26 protein-coding genes are annotated in these 20,907 nt (G+C 64.5%); 16 read left to right on the top strand and 10 right to left on the bottom strand.

Annotated features, from left to right (window positions below; translation table 11 throughout):
* Nucleotides 1–129: 129 nt before the first annotated feature.
* From IE071_RS01610 to pilG, 3 genes are read right to left on the bottom strand one after another with little or no spacing between them, the layout of a single operon-like run.
* The gene (locus IE071_RS01610) at nt 130–669 is read right to left on the bottom strand and encodes a chemotaxis protein CheW (protein ID WP_189439436.1); all 540 of its coding nucleotides are present in this window, start codon (nt 667–669) and stop codon (nt 130–132) included.
* Nucleotides 666–1,037: a response regulator gene (locus tag IE071_RS01605; RefSeq protein WP_189439435.1), complete on the bottom strand. Its 372-nt coding sequence runs from the start codon at nt 1,035–1,037 to the stop codon at nt 666–668. Before IE071_RS01605 ends, IE071_RS01610 begins: the two co-directional genes overlap by 4 nt.
* 22 nt (nt 1,038–1,059) lie before the next feature.
* Nucleotides 1,060–1,425, bottom strand: a complete 366-nt coding sequence (gene pilG, locus IE071_RS01600) for a twitching motility response regulator PilG (protein ID WP_189440842.1) — start codon at nt 1,423–1,425, stop codon at nt 1,060–1,062.
* A 411-nt stretch (nt 1,426–1,836) separates the two neighbouring features.
* On the opposite strand from pilG, the gene gshB reads away from it, so the two are divergent.
* From gshB to IE071_RS01565, 7 genes are all read left to right on the top strand, one after another.
* Nucleotides 1,837–2,814, top strand: a complete 978-nt coding sequence (gene gshB, locus IE071_RS01595; RefSeq protein WP_189440841.1) for a glutathione synthase — start codon at nt 1,837–1,839, stop codon at nt 2,812–2,814.
* A complete protein-coding gene (locus IE071_RS01590) occupies nt 2,811–3,677 on the top strand; it encodes an energy transducer TonB (protein WP_189439434.1) in 867 nt (288 codons plus the stop codon). The genes gshB and IE071_RS01590 overlap by 4 nt, the downstream gene beginning before the upstream one ends.
* 57 nt (nt 3,678–3,734) lie before the next feature.
* Complete coding sequence (locus tag IE071_RS01585; RefSeq protein WP_189439433.1) at nt 3,735–4,304, top strand: YqgE/AlgH family protein; 570 nt, start codon at nt 3,735–3,737, stop codon at nt 4,302–4,304.
* Nucleotides 4,301–4,750, top strand: coding sequence for a Holliday junction resolvase RuvX (gene ruvX, locus IE071_RS01580; protein WP_189439432.1), 450 nt, complete (start codon nt 4,301–4,303; stop codon nt 4,748–4,750). The genes IE071_RS01585 and ruvX overlap by 4 nt, the downstream gene beginning before the upstream one ends.
* A gap of 34 nt (nt 4,751–4,784) precedes the next feature.
* Nucleotides 4,785–5,711: an aspartate carbamoyltransferase catalytic subunit gene (locus IE071_RS01575; protein ID WP_189439431.1), complete on the top strand. Its 927-nt coding sequence runs from the start codon at nt 4,785–4,787 to the stop codon at nt 5,709–5,711.
* A gap of 82 nt (nt 5,712–5,793) precedes the next feature.
* Nucleotides 5,794–7,587, top strand: coding sequence for a hypothetical protein (locus IE071_RS01570; RefSeq protein WP_189439430.1), 1,794 nt, complete (start codon nt 5,794–5,796; stop codon nt 7,585–7,587).
* Nucleotides 7,588–7,837: 250 nt separating this feature from the next.
* A complete protein-coding gene (locus IE071_RS01565; protein WP_189439429.1) occupies nt 7,838–8,215 on the top strand; it encodes a BON domain-containing protein in 378 nt (125 codons plus the stop codon).
* Between the two features lie 70 nt (nt 8,216–8,285).
* On the opposite strand, the gene IE071_RS01560 is transcribed toward IE071_RS01565, so the two are convergent.
* Nucleotides 8,286–9,455: a PilT/PilU family type 4a pilus ATPase gene (locus IE071_RS01560; RefSeq protein WP_189439428.1), complete on the bottom strand. Its 1,170-nt coding sequence runs from the start codon at nt 9,453–9,455 to the stop codon at nt 8,286–8,288.
* A 97-nt stretch (nt 9,456–9,552) separates the two neighbouring features.
* On the bottom strand, nt 9,553–10,590 hold the full coding sequence (locus tag IE071_RS01555) for a type IV pilus twitching motility protein PilT (protein ID WP_189439427.1): 1,038 nt from the start codon (nt 10,588–10,590) through the stop codon (nt 9,553–9,555).
* A 363-nt stretch (nt 10,591–10,953) separates the two neighbouring features.
* Between IE071_RS01555 and proC the strand changes: the two genes are divergently transcribed.
* Together proC and IE071_RS01545 are read left to right on the top strand one after the other, a co-directional pair.
* Entirely contained in the window at nt 10,954–11,778 is an 825-nt protein-coding gene (proC, locus tag IE071_RS01550) for a pyrroline-5-carboxylate reductase (protein WP_189439426.1), read from the top strand.
* Complete coding sequence (locus IE071_RS01545) at nt 11,775–12,350, top strand: YggT family protein (RefSeq protein WP_189439425.1); 576 nt, start codon at nt 11,775–11,777, stop codon at nt 12,348–12,350. Before proC ends, IE071_RS01545 begins: the two co-directional genes overlap by 4 nt.
* 23 nt (nt 12,351–12,373) lie before the next feature.
* Here IE071_RS01545 and IE071_RS01540 read toward each other — a convergent pair whose 3' ends face one another.
* From IE071_RS01540 to pdxH, 3 genes are read right to left on the bottom strand one after another with little or no spacing between them, the layout of a single operon-like run.
* Nucleotides 12,374–13,201, bottom strand: a complete 828-nt coding sequence (locus IE071_RS01540; protein WP_189439424.1) for a cobalamin-binding protein — start codon at nt 13,199–13,201, stop codon at nt 12,374–12,376.
* Between the two features lie 4 nt (nt 13,202–13,205).
* The gene (locus IE071_RS01535; RefSeq protein ID WP_189439423.1) at nt 13,206–13,646 is read right to left on the bottom strand and encodes a secondary thiamine-phosphate synthase enzyme YjbQ; all 441 of its coding nucleotides are present in this window, start codon (nt 13,644–13,646) and stop codon (nt 13,206–13,208) included.
* On the bottom strand, nt 13,643–14,230 hold the full coding sequence (gene pdxH, locus IE071_RS01530; protein ID WP_189439422.1) for a pyridoxamine 5'-phosphate oxidase: 588 nt from the start codon (nt 14,228–14,230) through the stop codon (nt 13,643–13,645). The genes IE071_RS01535 and pdxH overlap by 4 nt, the downstream gene beginning before the upstream one ends.
* 231 nt (nt 14,231–14,461) lie before the next feature.
* On the opposite strand from pdxH, the gene IE071_RS01525 reads away from it, so the two are divergent.
* Nucleotides 14,462–15,292 carry a kinase gene (locus tag IE071_RS01525; protein ID WP_189439421.1) on the top strand — a complete coding sequence of 277 codons (831 nt, stop codon included), beginning with the start codon at nt 14,462–14,464 and terminating at the stop codon, nt 15,290–15,292.
* 57 nt (nt 15,293–15,349) lie between these two features.
* Here the strand turns inward: IE071_RS01525 and IE071_RS01520 are convergent, their stop codons facing one another.
* The gene (locus IE071_RS01520) at nt 15,350–15,694 is read right to left on the bottom strand and encodes a YbjQ family protein (RefSeq protein WP_189439420.1); all 345 of its coding nucleotides are present in this window, start codon (nt 15,692–15,694) and stop codon (nt 15,350–15,352) included.
* A gap of 23 nt (nt 15,695–15,717) precedes the next feature.
* Nucleotides 15,718–16,551 carry an NAD-dependent epimerase/dehydratase family protein gene (locus IE071_RS01515; RefSeq protein WP_189439419.1) on the bottom strand — a complete coding sequence of 278 codons (834 nt, stop codon included), beginning with the start codon at nt 16,549–16,551 and terminating at the stop codon, nt 15,718–15,720.
* A 35-nt stretch (nt 16,552–16,586) separates the two neighbouring features.
* On the opposite strand from IE071_RS01515, the gene IE071_RS01510 reads away from it, so the two are divergent.
* From IE071_RS01510 to IE071_RS01485, 6 genes are all read left to right on the top strand, one after another.
* Nucleotides 16,587–17,144, top strand: a complete 558-nt coding sequence (locus IE071_RS01510; protein WP_189439418.1) for a shikimate kinase — start codon at nt 16,587–16,589, stop codon at nt 17,142–17,144.
* Nucleotides 17,141–18,238, top strand: coding sequence for a 3-dehydroquinate synthase (aroB, locus tag IE071_RS01505; RefSeq protein ID WP_189439417.1), 1,098 nt, complete (start codon nt 17,141–17,143; stop codon nt 18,236–18,238). Before IE071_RS01510 ends, aroB begins: the two co-directional genes overlap by 4 nt.
* A gap of 94 nt (nt 18,239–18,332) precedes the next feature.
* Entirely contained in the window at nt 18,333–18,593 is a 261-nt protein-coding gene (locus IE071_RS01500) for a WGR domain-containing protein (RefSeq protein WP_189439416.1), read from the top strand.
* Between the two features lie 4 nt (nt 18,594–18,597).
* On the top strand, nt 18,598–19,668 hold the full coding sequence (gene hemE / locus IE071_RS01495; protein WP_189439415.1) for a uroporphyrinogen decarboxylase: 1,071 nt from the start codon (nt 18,598–18,600) through the stop codon (nt 19,666–19,668).
* Nucleotides 19,669–19,744: 76 nt separating this feature from the next.
* Complete coding sequence (locus IE071_RS01490) at nt 19,745–20,506, top strand: alpha/beta hydrolase (protein ID WP_189439414.1); 762 nt, start codon at nt 19,745–19,747, stop codon at nt 20,504–20,506.
* Nucleotides 20,507–20,547: 41 nt separating this feature from the next.
* Nucleotides 20,548–20,898, top strand: coding sequence for a DUF3147 family protein (locus IE071_RS01485; RefSeq protein ID WP_189439413.1), 351 nt, complete (start codon nt 20,548–20,550; stop codon nt 20,896–20,898).
* Nucleotides 20,899–20,907 lie beyond the last annotated feature (9 nt).

Raw genomic sequence — 20,907 nt, 5'->3', positions numbered from 1 at the left:
GTTCACCTCATCCGTCTAACTTATTACGCTGCCGGCTCCGCAGAGCGGGTACTGGCCAGGGAATGGTTGCCCCAAAATTCCGACCCCAACGGGCGCCGGCCCTTCACATAACTGCTTCCTGGCCCGATATCAGGCCGCGGCCTGCCGGAAATCCGGCGCCCGCACCAGTCGGTTCATGCTGAAAATTGCCAATTGCTGTTCACCCACCCGGCTGTCGGCGAAACGGGCAAGTCGCGGATCATCCTCGCGCCCGGCCTCGCGGCGCTGCTCCTCATCTACCGTACGCTGGCCGAACACCTCATCTACCAGCAGCGCCACGCTGCCGCCGCCCTGACGCACCACCAGTAGGCGGGTGCGGTCGGAATGCTGGGTGCGTTCGCCGAACAGGAAGCGGGCAAAATCGACCACCGGCACTAGGTTGCCGCGCACGTTGGCCACGCCAAGCAGCCACGGCTGGGTTCCAGGCACCGGAGTGAGCACCGGCACCGCCAGCAACTCGTTGATTTCGTCGATGCCACTGACCAGCAGACGCGAGCCGACGCGGAAGCCGATGCCGCGCCACAATCCGGGCGCCTCCAGCTTGTCCTGCGTGTCGGAGGCATGTGCGAGCGACAGTCGCTCGTAACGGGCCAGAATTTCGAAAGGAGTGCGATTGACGGACTGGTTCATGTCTTGCTCGACAACAGATCGTTGATGCAACCCAGCAATTCTTTTTCGTTCACCGGCTTGGTGATGAATGCACGGGCGCCCTGGCGCAAGCCCCATACGCGGTCGGTTTCCATCGACTTGGTGGTGATCATCACGATCGGCACCACCGCCGTGACGGGATCACGGGTCAGCGTGCGGGTCGCCTGGAAGCCGTTCATGCCGGGCATGATCACGTCCATGATGACCAGATCAGGCAATTCGGCGCGAACGCGCTCAATGCCTTCTTCGGCGGTGCTGACAGCGACAACTTGATGACCGGCACGCTCAAGCAGCGTGGTGAACACGCGCACGTCGGTCGGCGAATCGTCGATGATGAGAATAGTGGCCACAGGTCCCCCTCAGAATCTGCAGTCAGTGGTTCGATACCGTGCTGACATGGCGATGAATGGCACCAAGCAGTTCGTCTCGCGTGAACGGCTTGGTCAGATACTGCTCGGCACCCACGATGCGGCCACGTGCCTTGTCGAAAAGGCCGTCCTTCGAACTCAGCATGATCACCGGCGTGGCGCGGAACTGCGGATTGTTCTTGATCAGCGCACAGGTCTGATAACCATCCAGCCGCGGCATCATGATGTCGACAAAGATGATGGCCGGCTTCTGGTCGGAGATCTTGGCCAATGCCTCGAACCCGTCGACCGCGGTCAGTACCTCGCAACCCTCTTTCTTCAGCAGGGTTTCCGCTGTGCGGCGGATGGTCTTCGAGTCATCAATCACCATGACCTTCAGGCCAGCCAAGTCGTTAGCGCTCACGTTCAAATTCACTACTCCCCCTGCGGCCCGCCCCGGACTCAGGTATAGACACCAAGACATGCAACAGCCGTGCCGCATGGTGCGCATGTAAAAAAAAATACAAAAAACGAACCACCCGATACCCGCTCTACGGCGGTCATCCGAGGCTTTGTTGTTTACTGCCTGCCCGCCGAGACTGTCAAGCAATAATCTCCTGCGCTGCCTGTCGACTGCACAAGGTGACCCATATTGGCACCATCTGGCCACTGGCGACAGCAGCAGATCGTGTCAGGCTTGTCGCTGCGGATAGCCTCGGCGACCATGCGTTTAATATAGCCACCTGACGATCGACGCTTGCCTGCACTGACGCACAGTTCAGGCCACCAACGGAGAACCATGATGACCCTTTCTGTCGGCGTGCTGATGGACCCCATCGGCGCGATCAAGATGGTGAAGGACACCAGTTTTGCGATGTTGCTGGAGGCCCAGCGCCGCGGTCACTCGCTGCATTACTTCGAGCAGGGCGACCTGGCGTTGCGTGATGGCGCGCCATGGGCACGGATCGCTCCGCTCAGCGTGCGTGAAGATCCGAAGCAGTGGTACACGCTGGGAGTCGCGCAGTGGCGGGACTTGCGCGAGCTCGACGTGGTGCTGATGCGCAAGGATCCGCCGGTCGACGCGCAGTTCATCTACGACACGATGGTGCTGGAAGCGGCCCAGCGCGGCGGCGTGGCCGTGATCAACGACCCGCAATCACTGCGCGACTGCAATGAAAAGCTGTTTGCGCTGGCTTTTCCGCAATGCATCGCACCGACCCTGGTTTCGCGCGATGCGGGCGAACTGCGCCGGTTCACCGTCGAACATGGCGAAGTGGTGCTGAAACCGCTGGACGGCATGGGCGGACGCGGCATCTTCCGAGCCAAGGCTGGCGACAGCAACCTCAACTCGATGCTGGAGACCCTGCTCGGCGGCGATGCCCACGGCGAAGGCCGGCAATTCGCGATCGCACAGAAATACATCCCCGAGATCACCGCCGGCGACAAGCGCATCCTGGTGATCGACGGCGAACCGGTCCCGTACGCACTGGCGCGCATCCCGCAGGGTGACGAATTCCGCGGCAATCTGGCGGCGGGTGGCCGTGGCGAAGGCGTACCACTGTCCGACCGCGACCGCTGGATCGTGGCCCAGGTGGCGCCGGAGCTGCGTCGACGCGGCCTGCTGTTTGTCGGGCTGGACGTGATCGGTGACTACCTGACCGAGATCAACGTCACATCCCCGACCTGTGTGCGCGAGCTGGATGCGCAGTTCGGGCTTAACATTGCCGGTCAGCTGTTCGACGTCATCGAACAGCACGTCATTGGAAAGCGTACCGCGTGAGCACCACGGCAACTGCCTCCCCTGCACCGAACCCGATCGGTGCCACCATGCTGTTCTCGCTGCTGCTGCACGGCGTGCTGCTGCTGGGCATCACCTTTCATTTCGTGAAACCCAACCCCGGCCTGCCGACGCTGGACGTGACCCTGGTCAACGTGGCGAACCAGCAGGCGCCGGACAAGGCCGATTTCCTGGCCCAGGCCAACAACAGCGGCGGTGGCCAGAGCGACCGTGCCGCCCGGCCGTCACAGATGTTTTCCGGCGCGCTGCCCAAGCCGGATCCAGGCATCGCAGCGCAGCCGATCGAGGCCACCACGCCACAGCCGCGGGAAGCCACGCCGACGCGGATGGTCACCACGACCGGCGCGACCGACTTCAGCGTGGCCAGCGATACCGCACAGACCGAGGTCGATCCACAAGAGCAGACCCCGACCGCGGCAGAACTGAAGCGCCAGCAGGCGATCGCCCAGCTGGCCGCCGAACTGCGTCAGCAGACCGAGGCGCTGGCCAAGCGGCCGAAGAAAAAGTTCATCTCGGCCAATACCAAGGAATACGTCTACGCCAGCTACATGCGCGGCTGGTCGGACCGGGTACAGCGTATCGGCAACCTCAATTACCCGGATGAAGCGCGCCGGCGCAAGCTGTACGGCGATTTGCTGCTCACCGTCGGGCTCAACCGCGACGGTGGTATCAAGAACATCACGATCATCAAGAGCTCCGGCCAGCCGCTGCTGGACGCGGCCGCCGAGCGTATCGTTCGGCTGTCCGCACCGTTTCCGCCGTTGCCGAAGGATGTCAACGTCGACGAGCTCTACATCACCCGTACCTGGCAGTTCCTGCCTGGCGATGTATTGCGCAATAAATAGTCCCACCCTCACCTGCCGTTCGCGCGACTGGACGCCGAGCGGGCTTACAATGACCGCATGAGCACGACCGCACCAAGCACCCTCACCGGGCACTTCCTGATCGCCATGCCGAATCTGGCCGATCCGCCGTTCTCGCGTGGCGTGGCGCTGCTGTGCCAGCACGATGAGGATGGTGCGGTCGGCCTGCTGGTGAACCAGTTGTCCGAATACCGGTTCGGCGACGTGCTGGCACAGATGAAGCTGGAATGCATGGACAGCGAACTGGCCGATGCGCCGGTGCTGATCGGCGGCCCGGTACAGCAGGAGCGCGGTTTCGTCTTGCACCGCGAGCCCGGCGACTGGGATTCCAGCTACCGCATCAACACCGACTGGTCGGTCACCACCTCGCGCGACATTCTGGTCGCGATGGCGGCCGGCGAAGGTCCGCGCCAGGCGATCATGGTGCTCGGCTACGCCGGCTGGGACGCCGGCCAGCTGGAACAGGAGCTGATGGCGAACGCCTGGCTCACCGCCGAAGCCTGTGGCCGCGTGGTGTTCGACACGCCGCTGGAAGAGCGTTGGAGTGCCGCTGCCGGGCTGGTCGGGGTCGACCCGCGTCAGTTGTCCGGCTACGCGGGTCACGCATGAGCTGCGTATTCGGTTTCGACGTCGGCAGCCGACTGACCGGCGTGGCGATCGGCAATACCTTCACCGCCAGCGCAAGGGGATTGACCATCATCCCGGTAAAGGATGACGACCCGGACTGGAGCCGGCTCGATGCACTGCGTCAGGAATGGCTGCCGGACACTTTGGTGGTCGGCCTGCCGCTGACCCTGGATGGCGCCGAACAGCCCGCCAGCCGCCGCGCGCGCCATTTTGCGGCCCAGTTGCAACAGCGCTACAGCCTGCCGGTCGTCCTCGTCGACGAACGACACAGCTCGCAGGAAGCTGCACAGCGCTTTGCCGCCGCCCGTGCTGCCGGACTCAAGCGCCGTCGCGATGCGGCCAGCATCGATGCCGAAGCTGCGGCGGTCATCCTCGAGCGCTGGCTGAGCGGTGCCGGATCAGCGGCATCCAGCACTACTGATCATTGAACGCACCGCCCCTCCCACCTCCCGAATCGCCGCCATGAGCCCTCGCCTGCGCCACCTGACCTCCCTGGAAAACCTTCCGCGCGAAACGGTCGAGCGCCTGCTCGACCGTGCCGAAGCATTGCGTGACGCCTGCGCACACGGCACCCGCAAGCTCGACGTACTGGCCGGGCGCACCGTCCTGAATCTGTTCTTCGAGCCATCCACGCGCACCCGCACCTCGTTCGAACTGGCGGCGCGGCGGCTCGGCGCGGACGTGATCAACTTCGATATCGGGTTGTCTTCCACCAGCAAGGGCGAGGAGCTGTTCGACACCTTGCATACGCTGGAAGCGATGCACCTGGACGCGATCGTCGTGCGCCACAAGCAATCGGGTACGCCGGACGAACTGGTGCGCCACGCGATGAGCGGGGTCTCGGTGATCAATGCCGGCGACGGCAATCGCGCACATCCCACCCAGGGTCTGCTGGATGCATTGACGATACGTCAGCACCGGCCGGATTTCGAAAACCTCAGCGTGGTGATCTGCGGCGACATCAAGCATTCGCGGGTGGCCCGCTCGGACATCCACGCACTGAGCGTGCTGGGAGTGAAGGAAATTCGCCTGTGCGGACCGGCCGAGCTGATGCCGACGCTGGACGAAGTGCCGCAGGGACGCCGCTACACCGATTTCAACGAGGCCATCGACGGTGCAGATGCCGTCATCATGCTGCGCCTGCAGAAAGAGCGCATGGCGTCCATTGACCTGCCGGACGAAACGGCGTACTTCGCCCATTACGGGCTGGATCGGCGTCGGCTGGCGCTGGCATCCAAAGGCTGCCTGGTCATGCACCCGGGCCCGATCAACCGCGGTGTCGAGATTGCCTCGGACGTGGCCGATGGCGCGCAGTCGCGGATTCTCGAGCAGGTCGGCAACGGTGTGTTCGTGCGCATGGCCGTACTCAACGAAGTGCTGGCCCGCTGAGCTACCTGCTGCCTGCCACGCGCGACCCTGCGCAAGCGGGCATAATGTGCAGCGCACCATTCACCTATTTCTGGGGATCAACATGCGATCGACGACGCGATTTGTCGCGCTGGGTTTTGCTGGCGTTATGCTGGCGGCCTGCGGGCACAAGGACAAGGATGCACCGCTGGCTTTCGTACCGGCGGACACGCCGTATGTGATGGCCAATCTGGAAATCATGGACGACAGCACTCGCCAGGCGTTGCTCGCCCAGGCCGATGCGCAGTTGCCGTCGAATCTGGCCCAGCTCGATGCGGCCGCCGATCGCCTGGCCGCGAAGGATCCCGACGGCGCCCGCCTGCTGCGCGCCCTGCGCGCCGAATTCAACGGCAAGACCGTCGAAACCTTTGCCCAGGGTGCCGGGCTGAATCTCAAGGGCCATTCCGCGCTCTACGGCCTGGGCCTGGCTCCCGTGCTGCGTTTCGAGCTGAACGACCCGCAGGCGTTCGAGGGCTTCATCAGCCGGCTGGAAACCGCCTATGGCAAGAAGCTCGATCTCGCCAACGTGGACAAGCAGAACTATCGCAAGTATGCGTTCGCCGCCTCGGGCACCGAGATGATCCTGGCCATGGTCGGCAAGCAGGCCGTGGCCGCACTATTGCCGGCCGATGCCTCGCCGGCACTGCTGCGTCAGGCACTCGGCCTGGATCGACCGCAAAAAAATATGCAGGACGACGGCCGCCTGACCACCCTAGCCAAAGCCAAGGGCTACCGCCCGTGGCTGGTCGGTGAGCTGGATCTGACCCGCGCCCTGCCGTTGGCGGTCAGCGGCAAAGACCCGTTGATCGGCGCGATCCTCAAGGCACGCGCCGAAGCCGAATCGGCCAAGACCGGCGAGCCGGTGGCCAACCAGCTGCAGACGTCACCAAGTTGCGCGACCGATGCCGCCCGCATCGCCGCCCGCATACCGACATTGAGCTTCGGCTACACCCAGCTCGATGCCAGACACCAAAATGTACGTTTCGATGTGGCACTGGCCGACGATATCAGCAAGGCCTTCAGCGGCCTCAAGGTGGAACTGCCCGGACTTGGCAGCGCCGGTACCGCGCCGTTCGACGTAAGCCTGGCGCTGCCGGTCGCGCAGATGCGCACATTCTGGTCGGCCCAGGCCGATGCCGTGGCCGCCAAGCCATTCACCTGCCCCTCGCTGATCGATCTCAACGACAGCTTTGCCAAGCTCGGCCCGGCCATGCAGAAGGCCGCGATCCCGCCGTTCGGCGACATGCTCGGCCTGCGCATTGCACTGGACTCGCTAGTGCCGGGTCAGGACGCCGCCCTGCCGACGTTCAGCGGACGCCTCGTGCTGGGCACCAACAACCCCGCCGGCCTGCTGGCGATGGGTCAGATGATGGTGCCCGCCTTGGCCGAGCTGAAGCTCGTTCATGATGGCAAGCCGCTACCGTTGCCGAAGGACATGATCAGCATGCTGGGCCAGCCGGCATGGCTCGCCATGAGCGACACGGCGCTTGCGCTCGGCGTGGGTGCCGGTGAAGACGGCAAGCTCGGCGACACCCTGAAGAATGCGGCCGGCGACGCCGGGCAGATGACCCGCATGCATCTGACCGGCGCGATGTACCTCAACTGGCTGCAGATGATGGAACAGAAGGCTGACAGTCTGGCCGCCGCCACCGCCACGATCAGCAAAAGCGATGAGCCGTCGATCGAAGGCGGCGTCAGCAACGACGACAGCAGCGCACAGGCCGCTGCCAACGCGGCACGCTCGAAGGCGCAATTCGCCGCCATGAAGTCCCAGGCCGAACGCGTCGATAGCATCGATGCTGAAATGCACGTCGACGACAATGGCATGGTGATCAACAGCCAGACCGTCCTGAAGTAACGTTCACTGCTCAACACGAAACCGGGGCGCTGCGGCGCCCCGGTTTTTTCATGCCTGCCACACCGGCATCAAACGCTCAGCCAACATCCTCATGACCTGCTTTTCGCATCGGTGATCACCCCCTGAACTGGCGATACCCGCAGCCACGCAACATTCACGACGCCGCTGTTGCCATGGCAGACAAGAAAGTCGGCGACAAGGATCTCGCCATCCTTGCCGACAGAATTTCATCACCAGCAAGGAGATTGCCATGCGTACCCATTCGATCATCCGAAACAGCATGCTTGCCACCGGCCTGATGCTTGCGGCCGCAGTCATTCCGTTCAGTCAGGTCCTGGCACAGGACGCCACGCCAATCCAGAAATCGTCCGACAACCAGACCGTGCCCGACAAGGCAGCCGATGCGTGGATCACCACCAAGGTGAAATCCGAGTTCGGCACCACCAAGGGCATCAAGGCCACCGCCATTTCGGTATCGACCAACGACGGCGTGGTCACGCTGAGCGGCAACGTCGGCTCGCAGGATGAAAAGATGCATGCCGAGCGTGTGGCGCAGCTCGTCAAGGGTGTGAAGAGCGTGGACGTCAGCCGCCTCACCGTCGGCGGCATGCCGTCAGAGCAGCAGTAATCGAAGCAGCCGTCGCTATGAAATGAAGAAGGCGCCCGCGGGCGCCTTCTTCATTTCATAGCGACGTGCTTCAACGATTCAGCAAATTGCTGCCGCCAAAGTTCTGCGCGTCACTCGTCTCTTCCAGCTCCACGCCATCCAGACCTTGCGACAACGTGTGTGCGTCACCGCCCTGTGCCAGCTTGATGCGCAGGCGCACCTCGTTGGAACTGTCGGCGTAACGCAAAGCGTCCTCGTAGCTGATTTCGCCGGCGTGATACAGCTCGACCAGGCTCTGATCGAACGTCTTCATGCCGAGCAGGGTGGATTCCTTCATCAGTTCCTTGAGCTTGTGGATCTCGCCCTGACGGATGTAATCCTGCGCCAGCGGTGTACCCAGCAGCACTTCCACCGCGACCCGGCGCGCCTTGCCGTCGGGCGTGGGGATCAGCATCTGCGCCACGATGCCCTTCAGATTCAAGGACAGATCCATCAGCAGTTGCTGGCGACGGTCTTCCGGGAAGAAATGCAGGATGCGATCCATCGCCTGGTTCGCGTTGTTCGCATGCAGCGTGCACAACACCAGATGGCCGGTTTCGGCGAAGGCGATCGCGTGATCCATGCCCTCGCGCGTGCGCACCTCGCCGATCATGATCACGTCCGGCGCCTGGCGCAGCGTGTTCTTCAGCGCGTTGTCCCAGCTGTCGGTGTCGATGCCGACTTCGCGCTGGGTGATGATGCAGCCTTCGTGCTTGTGCACGTACTCGATCGGGTCCTCGATCGTGATGATGTGGCCGGTCGAGTTCAGGTTGCGATAGCCGACCATCGATGCGAGCGAGGTCGATTTACCCGAACCAGTGGCGCCGACGAAAACGATGATGCCGCGCTTGGTCATCGCCAGCTGCTTGATCACCGGCGGCAGGTTCAGCTCCTCCGGCGTCGGGATCTTCGACTCGATCCGGCGCAGCACCATGCCTACGCAGTTGCGCTGGTAGAAACATGAGACGCGGAAGCGGCCGACGCCCTGCGCCGAGATCGCGAATTGGCATTCGTGGGTTTTCTCGAACTCTTCGCGCTGCCCCGGCGTCATCACGTTGAGCACCATATCGCGCGACTGCTGCACGCTGAGCGGGCTCTGGGTGATCGGCACGATACGGCCCTGCACCTTCATCGACGGCGCCACGCCGGCCGTGATGAACAGATCCGAGGCCTTCTTGTGCACCATCAATTTCAGGAACGAGGTGAAATCAAAATCGCTCATGGCGGGCCTCCTCCGGAGACGAAAAACGTGAAATCAGGGGACGGAAACCGAGCCTGGACGTCGCTGTTGCTGGCGATTCCGCTCTCTGCTCCCGGCCTTACTTGAAGCTGTCCTTGTTCTTGGCATAGGTGGACGCCTGCTGGCGCGTCACCAGACCACGCTTGACCAGATCCTGCAGGCACTGATCCAGCGTCTGCATGCCGAACTGCGTACCGGTCTGGATCGACGAATACATCTGCGCCACCTTGTCCTCGCGGATCAGGTTGCGGATCGCCGGGATGCCGACCATGATCTCGTGCGCTGCGATACGGCCACCGCCGACCTTCTTCAGCAGCGACTGCGAGATCACCGCGCGCAGCGACTCGGACAGCATCGAACGCACCATCGGCTTCTCGCCGGCGGGGAACACGTCGATGATGCGGTCGATCGTTTTCGCCGCCGAGCTGGTATGCACGGTGGCGAACACCAGATGGCCGGTTTCCGCCGCAGTCAGCGCGAGGCGGATGGTCTCCAGATCGCGCAACTCGCCGACCAGGATGTAGTCCGGATCCTCGCGCAGTGCCGAACGCAGCGCCTCGTTGAAGCCCAGCGTGTCGCGGTGGATCTCGCGCTGGTTGACCAGGCACTTCTGCGAGGTATGCACGAACTCGATCGGATCCTCGATCGTGAGCATGTGGCCGTATTCGTTCTTGTTGATGTGGTCGACCATCGCCGCCAGCGTGGTCGACTTGCCCGAGCCGGTCGGGCCGGTCACCAGGATCAGGCCCTGCGGCTGCTCGATCAGCTCCTTGAAGATGCGCGGGCAACCGAGGTCTTCAAGCGTCAATACCTCGGACGGAATGGTACGGAACACCGCACCGGCACCGCGGTTCTGGTTGAACGCGTTGACGCGGAAGCGCGCCAGTCCGGGAATCTCGAACGAGAAGTCGGTTTCGTAGAACTCCTCGTAATCGCGCCGCTGCTTGTCAGACATGATGTCGTAGATCAGCGAATGCACCTGCTTGTGCTCGAGCGCGGGAATGTTGATGCGGCGCACGTCGCCGTCAACGCGGATCATCGGCGGCAGCCCGGCGGACAAGTGCAAGTCCGAGGCCTTGTTCTTCACCGAGAAGGCAAGCAGTTCGGCAATGTCCATCTGTCGTTCCCCTCAAACCGATCGTCTGGATGGCATGAATTCGTGTGCCACATCAGGGGAGGGCTGATATTCGCAGGCGTGGTGCACCGCAGCGCATGGCGCGCCATGGAACCACCTAGACGAACTACCCGAATCCCCCTGTAGCCGCGTCGATACTACTCGCGCAACCGGCTGTGCGGCCAGTCTTTCCCGACCCCGACATGCAAACTGTCGACCCGGTTTGCGCACTCGGTCGAAAAATCATCGTCCGACCCTCGCCCGAACCCTCGAACAAGCTCCGTTCGTCCCCACGCGTGCCCGCAAAACTGCCCGCGGCGACACCGCTCCGGTAAGGTACGCGGTCTGGACAGTGAGGAACCCTGCATGACACGACTTGCCTTCATCGGCGGCGGCAATATGGCGCGCAGCCTGATCGGCGGCCTGCTGAAAACCGGCGTCGCCCCGGCCACCATCAGCGTGGCCGAGCCGCTGGCCGAGGCCCGCCATGCACTGGGCCGCGAATTCGGCGTCGCCTGCTATGCCGAAAACCGGCTCGCCGCGGCCGAGGCCGAAGTCATCCTGCTGGCAGTCAAGCCACAGATCATGCCCGCGATCCACACCGAACTGCGCGACACCCTGCAGCGCAACCGGCCGCTGCTGATCTCGATCGCTGCCGGCGTGCGGCTGGATCAGCTGGAACGCTGGTTCGGCAATGGCCTGCCGATCGTGCGCTGCATGCCGAACACGCCCGCGTTGATCGGCGCCGGCGCCACCGGCCTGTGTGCGAACAACCGGGTCAGCCCGTCGCAGAAAGCACAGGCGCAGCACATCCTCGACGCCGCCGGGATCACCCGCTGGATCAATGACGAGGCGCTGATGGATACCGTCACCGCGCTGTCCGGTTCCGGTCCGGCGTATTTCTTCGCCCTGGTCGAGGCACTGGAAGCCGCCGCCGTGGCGCAAGGCCTGCCGCGCGACACCGCCCGCGCGCTCGCCGCGCAGACCTGTCTCGGTGCCGGCCGCATGCTGGTCGAGGGTGGCGAAGATCCCGCCGTCCTGCGCCAACGCGTCACCTCGCCGAACGGCACCACCCAGGCCGCCCTGGAAAGCTTCAGCGCCGATGGCCTGCCGCGCATCGCCGCCCGCGCCGTCGCCGCCGCCACCCGCCGCGGCGTGGAGCTGGCCGCCCAACTGGATCAGCTGTCATGAGTTACCTGCTGAACGCGCTGTCCATGCTGATCGAGCTGGCGTTCGAGGCGGCTGTCACACTGTTGCTGCTGCGGGTGGCTGCGGAAGCCTGCCGCGCAGATTTCAACAACCCGCTGAGCCAGTTCGTCTACCGCTATACCAACCCGGTGCTGGCGCCGATCCGCCGCGTGCTGCCGAATTGGCGCCGGATCAACCTCGCCGGCCTGCTGCTGGCGTGGCTGGCGATGCTGCTGAAACGCCTGCTGCTGTGTGCGCTGATCGGCGTGATGCCGCATCCGCTCGGCTTGGTGGTGCTGGCCTTGGCCGAACTGCTCGACTTCGCCCTGCTGTTCTATCTGGTGCTGATCTTCGGCTGGTCGCTGCTGAGCATGTTTGCAGTCGATCGTCGGCAACCGTTGTTACGACTGGTGGGCAGCATCGTCGCGCCGCTGCTACGCCCGCTGAATGGCAAACTGATCGCCGGCAATATCGACTTCGGTCCGATGGCGGTGATGATCGTGTTGTTGCTGGCGCGCCTGCTGATTGCCGCGCCGCTGCTCGACTTGGGTGCGCGACTGGCCATGGGTGCCTGAGTCGCCTGCACCGAAGTCAAAAATCAGCGCAGCGCCCACTCGACAATGATGCGATGGATCGCATCGAGTCCATCGAACAACGCCGCCGGTCCCGGCTGCAGGATGATCGGCGACTTGACCTCGTACAGATCGCCGTTGCGCACTGCCGGGATGGTGTCCCAACCCGGCCGCGCGGCCACACGTTCCGGCCGGAAGCGCTTGCCACACCAAGAACCGAGAATGATGTCCGGCGCACGCCGCACCACTTCGTCGCCATTCGGCAGGATGCGCTGCTTCGCCAGCGACTCGCGCGCCAGTTCGGGGAAGCAGTCGTCGCCGCCAGCGATACCGATGATCTCCGCAACCCAGCGGATGCCAGTGATGATCGGCTCGTCCCACTCCTCGAAATACACCTTCGGTCGCCGCGGCAGCTTTGCGACGGCCGCGCGGATCTCCGCGATGTGCTGCTCGGCGCGTTGTGCATAGGCCTCGGCTTTTCCGTGCGCACCGACCATCGCGCCGAGCCGGCGGATATACGCCAGGATGCCATCCACGCTGCGGTGGTTGCTGATCCACACTTCGACGCCGGCCTTGATCAGCTCGCGCGCGATGTCGGCCTGGATATCGGAAAAGCCGATCGCCAGATCGGGTTCGAGTTTCAGTATCTCGCCGATTTTCGCGTTGATGAAAGCGGAAACCTTGGGCTTTTCCTTGCGCGCCCGCGGCGGCCGCACGGTGAAGCCGGAGATGCCGACGATGCGATGGTCTTCGCCGAGCGCGTACAACACCTCGGTCGGTTCCTCGGTGAGGCAGACGATGCGTTGCGGGAAGTGATCCGGCACGCCGGGAGCCGCGACGATGGAGTCGCTCATGCGCTCAATGCCCCAGCACGGTCACAGTCACCTTGCGCTGGTGCGGATCGATGCGGTGTTCCCACAGATAGATGCCTTGCCATGTGCCCAGCAGCAGCTTGCCGCCATGCACCGGTAGCGTGAGGCTGACTCCGGTGAGGATCGAACGAATGTGCGCCGGCATGTCGTCCGGGCCTTCCGCATCGTGTTCGAAGATCGCATCGCCATCCGGCACCGCGCGGGCGAACCAGCGCTCCAAGTCGTCGCGCACGGCGGGGTCGGCGTTCTCGCCGAGCAGCAGCGAACAGCTGGTATGCGCGGTGAACACGTTGGCGATGCCGACCTGCACGTGACTGCTGGCCACCGCGTCGGCCACCTGCACCGTGATGTCGCTGAAACCGCGGCCTCGCGTATGCACGGCGAATCCGCCCTGCGCGACATGTTCCGCGGGCAACGACCGGGTCACGGATACAACAGCCGGCTCGTCCAGGTCTGGCCGTGACGGTCCCAACGCACCCGCTCGTGCAGGCGGAACTCGGCGCCGTACCAGAACTCCAGCATGTCCGGTTCCACCACGTAGCCGCCCCAGTGCGGCGGCCGGGTCACCTCATGACCTTCGAACTGATGCTCGAAACGTGCCACCCGCTGCTCGAACGTGTCGCGATCCGGCAGCGTCTGCGACTGCAGTGAAGCCCACGCACCGATCTGGCTTGCACGCGGACGACTGGCGAAGTAGGCATCCGATTCCTCCTCCTGCAATTTGCGTGCGGCACCTTCCACACGCACCTGCACACCATCACGCAGTTGCTTCCAGTGAAAGCACAGGGCGACCTGTGGATGCGCTTCGAGCTGACTGCCCTTGTCGCTCTGGTAGTTGGTGTAGAAACGAAAGCCGCGTTCGTCGGCGCCCTTGAGCAGCACTATGCGCGACGCGACCCGGCCGGAGCCATCGACGGTGGCCACGTTCATCGCCGTCGGTTCGCGATCGCCGCTGGCCTTGGCTTCGTCCAGCAGCCGCAGGAAGGTGTCCAGGATCTCGGGTTTGAGCATGGTGTGAAACTTTCCTTTTGCATCGTGGCCGACACGCGCCATCATGGCGCAAATGAACCTGACCGATGATAGTGCAATGCCCCACTCATCCAGTACCACTTCAGCACGAATGGCGACATCATTTCCTGCTCTGAAGCGTGAAGACGATCGCGGCACATCGGTTTGCGGGATACTGCGCGATTGCCACCTGCCGATGGCGGAAATACCTCCCGGAACCACGGTATCTTGCGGATGATGTCCCACGCCGACATGCAGAACGAGGCCCTCGCCGGCCATCTGCTCGACCAGTACGCCGGGCGTATCGCCCGCTCGCGACGGCCGTACATCCTCGGCTTGTCCGGCCTGCAGGGCAGCGGCAAGAGCACCTTGGCGCGGGTGATGAAAATTCAGGCCGAAGCCCGTGGCTGGGCCACCGAAGTACTCTCGCTGGACGATTTTTATTACGCACGCAGCGACCGCGAAGCGCTGGCGCGCGACGTGCACCCTCTGCTGCGCAGCCGCGGCGTGCCAGGCACCCACGAGATCGAACTGCTGCTGTCGGTACTGGCCGCCTTGCCACATGCCTCGGACAAGCTGCCGGTGACGCACCCGCGCTTCGACAAGGGTCGCGACACCCGTTTTTCGCCATCGCGCTGGCCACGAATCACGCGGCCGCCGAAGCTGGTAATCGTGGAAGGCTGGGCGCTGGGCATCCGGCCGCAACTGCAGGCTGCACTGAGCAAACCGGTCAACGAGCTGGAACGCAAGGAAGACCAGGACGGCAGCTGGCGGCACTGGGTCAACAAGCAGCTGCGCGGCTACCAGCCGCTATGGCGCAAGTTCGACGCATTGATCGTGTTGCAGGCACCTGGCTGGGATATCGTGCGGCGCTGGCGCGGCGAGCAGGAACAGGATCTGCTGGCGCGGCATGCGCCGCTGGCGATGGATGCAGCAGCTCTGGAACGGTTCCTGGCGCACTTCGAACGGCTCAGCCGCCACGCGCTGGCGAGCTTGCCGCCGCTGGCCGACACCTGCGTGGAATACGACAACGACCGTCACGTGACCGGACTCAGTCACGGCTGAGTCGTGCACGACTGAAGCCCGCAACAAACACCGTCTGCGGCACAGCAAGTCATCTCATCATGTTGACGATTCCACCTGCACCGCCGTGCCATAGGCCAGTACCTCGGTGACACCCTGGGCCACGTCGTTGGCGTCGTAGCGCATCGCCACCACGCCATTCGCACCTATCGCGGCGGCGTGCTGCAGCATCAGTTCGAACGCTTCCTCGCGCGCCTTCTCGCACAGTTCGGTATAGATCGAGATATTGCCGCCGACGATCGTCTGCAGCGCCGCGCCGAGATTACCGACCACGCTGCGCGAGCGCACCGTGATGCCGCGCACGATGCCGAACGAACGGACGATGCGGCAGCCGGGAATCTCGTTGCCGGTGCTGACCTGATGATGCGGAACGATGTTGGCCATATCGATTCTCCACGTTGATTGATTCAGATATCGAGCAACGCCGCATAGCCTTCACGCGCATCCGGCCATTGCGGCACGAAACCACTGGCGCGCAAGCGCGCATTGCTGAGTCGCTTGCTGCCGATGCCGGCCGGTGCCGGGCCGTCGGCGGCCAGCGGTACACCGATCAGGCCAGCCAGATGGTCGTACAGCACATCGAGCAGCAGCGGCGTGCTATCCACGCCAAGATACAGCGGCAACGGATCGGCCAATTGCAGCAGTTGCGCAACCGCCGCGGCGGCATCGTCGACATGGATGCGATTGGCCCAATGCGGATGCGTGCGCGGCACTGCAACCTGACCGGCGCGCAGACGTTCGAGCAATTGCATGCGGCCGGGGCCATACAGCCCGGCCAGTCGCAATACGATCGAAGTCGATGCTTGCGTGGCCAGCCACTGTTCCGCCTCCAGCAACAGCGCGCCGTTGAATCCCGGCGGCGCCGGTGGCGTGTCTTCATCCACCCAGTCGCCGCCGTGCTCGCCATAGACCGCGCTGGAAGACACCAGCAATACGCGTTGCAAGCTGTCATGCCCGAGCGCATCGAGCAGATGGCGCAGGCCGTCCACAAAGGTGGCGCGATAAGCGGCCGCATCGCGTCGATCCGGCGTCGGCAGATAGACCAGCTGGGTGATCCCGGCTGGCAATCCGCGCAGGCTCATCGGCTGGGTCAGGTCACCACGCAACCAATGCATGCCGCTGTCGTCCGACGCCGGCGGCTGGCGCCGCAGTGCCCACACTTCATCGCCACGCGCCCGCAATCGCTGTGCCACGCGCAGGCCCAGGTCGCCACAACCAGCCAGCAGCACCCGTTCGCTCACCACTGTCCTCGCACCTGCCCTGTTAGCATTTGCCCATGAATCCGTCGTGCAACCTTTTCATCATCGGTCCGACCGGCGCCGGCAAGACGTCGATCGGACGCCGGCTTGCCGCGCATTATGGACTGCCGTTCGTCGATCTTGACCAGGAGATCGAGCAGCATTGCGGCGTCGACGTGAGCACGGTGTTCGAGATCGAGGGCGAGGCCGGTTTTCGCCAGCGCGAAAGCGCGCTGCTGGACGAGTGCAGCCAGCGCCCCGGCGTATTGCTCGCCACCGGTGCCGGCGTGGTGCTGGCCGAACACAATCGCGCTCATCTGCGCGAGCGCGGCTACGTGGTGTGGCTGCAGACCACGATCGAGCAGCAGCTGGAACGGCTGGAACGCGACCATCGCCGCCCGCTGCTGGCCGTGCCGAATCGGCACGAGCGGCTGCAGGCGATGGCGCAGATCCGCGAACCGATCTACCGCGAACTCGCCGACCTCGCCGTGCCTGGCGAGCATGGCAGCGTCGCTGCCGCCAGCGAACGCTGCATCGCATTAATCGATCATCACTGGCAGCGCCAACCCACCGCATGGCCCCGGCAGAACGCATGAACAACCCCGCACTCCAGACCGTCACCGTCGCGCTCGGCCAGCGCAGCTATCCGGTATGGATCGGCAGCGGGCTGCTCGCCGACCACGCACGCTGGCGCGCGATGCTGCGCGGCCGGCATGCGCTGGTGATCAGCAACACCACGGTGGCGCCGTTGTACTTGCCGCGCATCGAGGCGGGATTGGACGGTCTGAAGTGGTCATCGTTCCTGCTCGACGACGGCGAGGCGCACAAGAGCTTCGCCAATGTCGGCCGCGCGTTGGAAGCGCTGGGCCAGCTCGGTGCCACCCGCGATGCCTGCGTGATCGCGCTGGGCGGCGGGGTGGTCGGCGACCTCGCCGGCTTCAGCGCGGCCTGCTGGATGCGCGGCATCGACTTCATCCAGATGCCGACCACCTTGCTGGCGATGGTCGACTCCTCGGTCGGCGGCAAGACCGGCGTCAACCTGCCCGTCGGCAAGAACCTCGCGGGCGCGTTTCATCAGCCACGCGCGGTGATCGCCGATATCGACACGCTCGCCACCCTGCCCGAACGCGAATACCGCGCTGGCCTCGCCGAAGTGATCAAGGGCGCGGCGATTGGTGACGAGCCATTCTTCGCCTGGCTGGAACAGCATGCCGATGCGCTGGCCGCACGCGATCCCGCCACCGTGCTGGAAGCGATCGCGCGCAAGGTGCGTTACAAGGCCGGCGTGGTCGCCCGCGACGAAACCGAACAGGGCGAGCGTGCCCTGCTCAACCTCGGCCACACCTTCGGCCATGCGCTGGAAACCGCCGGCCACTACACCACCCTGCTGCACGGCGAAGGCGTGGCGATCGGCATGCTGCTGGCGGCGCAGCTGTCGGAGCGACAGGGCATGAGCGGCGGCGCCGATACCTTGCGGCTACGGCAGTTGCTGGAAAAGCTTGGCCTGCCCACCACGATCCCGTCAGGCATGGAGGCGCAGCAACTGCTCGCGCTGATGCGGCTGGACAAGAAGAACACTGCCGGCGTATTGCGGCTGATCCTGTGGCGCGGCATCGGTCGCGCCGAGATCGTCGCGGGTGTTGCCGAAGCCGACGTATTGGCCGTGTTGCAGGCTGCTACGGAACCCTGACCGATCACCTGCGTCATCGGCGCCCTCGCTACGCGGCCGCCAGCCTTCTAGAATGCTCATGTTTGCGGCGTGCCGCACAGTCCACCCGGAACCCATGCGCCTCTATCTGCAAACCGTGCCCGGCAGCACCGAGGCACCCCGCTACGTCCAGATCACGCTGGAGCAGGATCTGCTCGGCGGCTGGACGTTGTATCGCGAATCCGGCACCCAGGGTGGCCGCGCCACGATGAAACGCGAGCAGTATCTGGAGCGCGACGAGGCGGTCAGTGCGTTCGAGAAAGCGCGCGATGCCCAGCTCAAGCGTGGCTTCCGCCTGATGTTTGCCCAGGGCCTCGAAGGCCCGTACGGACGTTGATTTAATGAATACCCCGCTGAAGAACGACCGCTTCCTGCGCGCACTGCGCCGGGAACCCACCGACACCACACCGATCTGGGTGATGCGCCAAGCCGGCCGCTACCTGCCGGAATACCGCGCCACCCGCAGCCGCGCCGGCAGCTTCATGGGCCTGGCGCAGAACCCCGAGTTCGCCTGCGAAGTCACCCTGCAGCCGCTGGAACGCTTCGAGCTCGATGCGGCGATCCTGTTCTCCGACATCCTCACCATCCCCGATGCGATGGGCCTGGGCCTGTCGTTCGCGCAGGGCGAAGGGCCGCAGTTCGCGCATCCGGTACGTACGGCTGCCGACATCGCCAAGCTCGCCGTGCCCGACATGGATGGCGAACTGCGTTACGTGATGGACGCGGTGCAATTGATTCGCCGGGAACTGCATGGCCGCGTGCCGCTAATCGGCTTCTCCGGCAGCCCGTGGACGCTGGCCTGCTACATGGTCGAAGGCCAGGGTTCGAAGGATTTCGCCACACTCAAGGCGATGTGCTGGAACGAACCGAAGCTCGCCCATCAATTGCTCGACACGCTGGCACAGTCCGTCGCGCACTACCTGATCGCCCAGGCCGCCGCCGGCGCGCAGGCGCTGATGATCTTCGACACCTGGGGCGGCCTGCTTGGCCCTGCGCCGTTCCGTGAATTCTCGTTGCACTACATGACGCGTGTGGTCGATGCGCTGAAGGCTGACCCGCACGCGCGCGCGCTGCCGGTGATCCTGTTCTCCAAGGGCGCCGGCCAGCATCTCGCCGAAATGGCCGACACCGGCTGCACCGCACTCGGCGTCGACTGGACGATGGACCTTGCCGACGCCCGTCGCGCCGTCGCCGGCAAGGTCGCCCTGCAAGGCAACCTCGACCCCGCGATCCTGCGCGCCAGCCCCGAGGTGATCCGCCGCGAGGCCCGCGCCGTGCTCGACAGCTACGGCAATCACCCCGGCCACGTGTTCAACCTCGGTCACGGCATCACGCCGGAAGTTGATCCGGAGCATGTGAAGGTGCTGGTCGACGAAGTGCACAGCTACGGCCGCGAGCTGCGCGCGCGCTGAGTCGCTGCGCGCCGTCGCTGGCTTTTTGCCCGACGCCTCACGTAGCCTGCGTCGGGTATCCCCGAGGAGCTGTGTGATGACCCTGACCATCGCAACCCGCGCTCGCCTCACCCGCTGGGCCTGCCTGATCCTGTTGTGCCTGCCCGCCTTGGCGTTGGCCGGCGAACCGCTGACCCTGCATGCCACCGATGGCGTGGCCGTCTACGGCACGCTAAGCCAGGCGCAACCGCATGGGCGGAGCATCGTCCTGCTGTTCCATCAGGCCGAGGCGAACCGACACGAATACGACAGCGTGGTACCGGCGCTGCAGAAGCTGGGCTTCGACACACTGGCGATCGACCAGCGCTCCGGCGGCAATCTGTTCGGCGGCCACAATGAAACCGTGGCGAAGCTCGGCGCGTCGGCGGATTACCTGACGACGCTGCCCGATCTCGAGGCCGCGTTGGGCTGGGCCCGCGAGCAGCATTACGCGCGCATCGTGGCGGTGGGCAGTTCCTACAGCTCATCGCTGGTGATCGTGCTGGCCGCGAAACATCCGCAAGGCCTGAGCGCCATCGCCAGCTACTCGCCGGGCGAGTACTTCGACGACAAGAACCTGATCAAACAGGCGGCCGCCAAGGTGACCCTGCCGTTCTACATCACCACCGATCCGAAAGAGGCCAGCGACGTGGCCGAGGTATTGCGCGACGCGCATGGCGCCAACATCGTGCACTACCAGCCCAAGGTCGGCGTGCACGGCGCCTCGACCCTGGTCGCGGCGCGCGATCCCGGCGGCTGGCAGGCCAACCTGGCAAGCTTCACCGCCTTCCTGCGCGACCTGCCCGCGCCGGCCCACTGACCCACGCCCGCCAACAAACTTCCCCTCCCGCGGAGCGCCCGATGGCCTGGCTCATCAGCAAATACCTGATCACCGCCGCGGTGGTGGTAATCGTGTCCGAAGCGGCCAAGCGCAGCGACCGCCTCGGCGGCCTGCTCGCGGCACTGCCGCTGGTCACCGTGCTGGCGCTGATCTGGCTCTACGTCGAGCGCCAGCCGCAGGTGAAGATCGCCAACCACGCCTGGTACACGTTCTGGTACGTCGTGCCGACGTTGCCGATGTTCCTGGCCTTTCCGATGCTGCTGCCACGCCTCGGCTTCTGGCCGACCTTGCTCGCCTGTGTGCTGATCACGGTGGTGTGCTTCTGGCTGTTTGCGCTGCTGGTGCGGCGGTTTGGGATCGAATTGCTGTAGCCCTTTCCC

The sequence above is a fragment of the Rhodanobacter panaciterrae genome (assembly GCF_014651895.1).
In the GTDB taxonomy this organism is placed as follows: Bacteria; Pseudomonadota; Gammaproteobacteria; order Xanthomonadales; family Rhodanobacteraceae; genus Rhodanobacter; species Rhodanobacter panaciterrae.
The sequence above is the reverse complement of the archived record's forward strand: the minus strand, read 5'-3'. Positions and strand labels throughout refer to the sequence as shown.

Coding starts and splice junctions, on each gene's coding strand:
- IE071_RS01610 (WP_189439436.1), bottom strand. CDS start 669: ATGAACCAGTCCGTCAATCGCACTCCTTTCGAAATTCTGGCCCGTTAC.
- pilG (WP_189440842.1), bottom strand. CDS start 1,425: ATGGTGATTGATGACTCGAAGACCATCCGCCGCACAGCGGAAACCCTG.
- gshB (WP_189440841.1), top strand. CDS start 1,837: ATGACCCTTTCTGTCGGCGTGCTGATGGACCCCATCGGCGCGATCAAG.
- IE071_RS01585 (WP_189439433.1), top strand. CDS start 3,735: ATGAGCACGACCGCACCAAGCACCCTCACCGGGCACTTCCTGATCGCC.
- ruvX (WP_189439432.1), top strand. CDS start 4,301: ATGAGCTGCGTATTCGGTTTCGACGTCGGCAGCCGACTGACCGGCGTG.
- IE071_RS01575 (WP_189439431.1), top strand. CDS start 4,785: ATGAGCCCTCGCCTGCGCCACCTGACCTCCCTGGAAAACCTTCCGCGC.
- IE071_RS01570 (WP_189439430.1), top strand. CDS start 5,794: ATGCGATCGACGACGCGATTTGTCGCGCTGGGTTTTGCTGGCGTTATG.
- IE071_RS01565 (WP_189439429.1), top strand. CDS start 7,838: ATGCGTACCCATTCGATCATCCGAAACAGCATGCTTGCCACCGGCCTG.
- IE071_RS01560 (WP_189439428.1), bottom strand. CDS start 9,455: ATGAGCGATTTTGATTTCACCTCGTTCCTGAAATTGATGGTGCACAAG.
- IE071_RS01555 (WP_189439427.1), bottom strand. CDS start 10,590: ATGGACATTGCCGAACTGCTTGCCTTCTCGGTGAAGAACAAGGCCTCG.
- proC (WP_189439426.1), top strand. CDS start 10,954: ATGACACGACTTGCCTTCATCGGCGGCGGCAATATGGCGCGCAGCCTG.
- IE071_RS01545 (WP_189439425.1), top strand. CDS start 11,775: ATGAGTTACCTGCTGAACGCGCTGTCCATGCTGATCGAGCTGGCGTTC.
- IE071_RS01540 (WP_189439424.1), bottom strand. CDS start 13,201: ATGAGCGACTCCATCGTCGCGGCTCCCGGCGTGCCGGATCACTTCCCG.
- pdxH (WP_189439422.1), bottom strand. CDS start 14,230: ATGCTCAAACCCGAGATCCTGGACACCTTCCTGCGGCTGCTGGACGAA.
- IE071_RS01525 (WP_189439421.1), top strand. CDS start 14,462: ATGATGTCCCACGCCGACATGCAGAACGAGGCCCTCGCCGGCCATCTG.
- IE071_RS01520 (WP_189439420.1), bottom strand. CDS start 15,694: ATGGCCAACATCGTTCCGCATCATCAGGTCAGCACCGGCAACGAGATT.
- IE071_RS01510 (WP_189439418.1), top strand. CDS start 16,587: ATGAATCCGTCGTGCAACCTTTTCATCATCGGTCCGACCGGCGCCGGC.
- aroB (WP_189439417.1), top strand. CDS start 17,141: ATGAACAACCCCGCACTCCAGACCGTCACCGTCGCGCTCGGCCAGCGC.
- IE071_RS01500 (WP_189439416.1), top strand. CDS start 18,333: ATGCGCCTCTATCTGCAAACCGTGCCCGGCAGCACCGAGGCACCCCGC.
- hemE (WP_189439415.1), top strand. CDS start 18,598: ATGAATACCCCGCTGAAGAACGACCGCTTCCTGCGCGCACTGCGCCGG.
- IE071_RS01490 (WP_189439414.1), top strand. CDS start 19,745: ATGACCCTGACCATCGCAACCCGCGCTCGCCTCACCCGCTGGGCCTGC.
- IE071_RS01485 (WP_189439413.1), top strand. CDS start 20,548: ATGGCCTGGCTCATCAGCAAATACCTGATCACCGCCGCGGTGGTGGTA.